1 protein-coding gene is annotated in these 228 nt (G+C 39.5%); it reads right to left on the bottom strand.

Annotated features, from left to right (window positions below; genetic code table 11):
• Positions 1 to 228 (bottom strand): ATP-binding cassette domain-containing protein (locus tag AOA61_RS00320; protein WP_143521136.1); only part of this gene is annotated, 228 nt, incomplete at both ends.

Below are 228 nucleotides of genomic sequence, written 5' to 3'. Positions count from 1 at the left end.
ACCATAACCAATATTATCTCGGATCGTCCCATTAAACAGCCAAGTATCTTGAAGAACCATTGCAAACATGCTTCGGACTTGTTCACGAGATAACTCCGTCAGCTTCACACCATCAATAGATATACTTCCTTTATTTACTTCATAAAAACGCATGAGCAAGTTTATAATTGTTGTTTTTCCAGCACCAGTAGGACCAACGATAGCTATGGTTTGTCCATCCCTCACATC

This window comes from Pseudomonas sp. 2995-1 (assembly GCF_002742505.1).
In the GTDB taxonomy this organism is placed as follows: Bacteria; Pseudomonadota; Gammaproteobacteria; order Pseudomonadales; family Pseudomonadaceae; genus Aquipseudomonas; species Aquipseudomonas sivasensis.
Note: the sequence above shows the minus strand (reverse complement) of the source record. Positions and strands in the feature narration are given on the sequence as shown.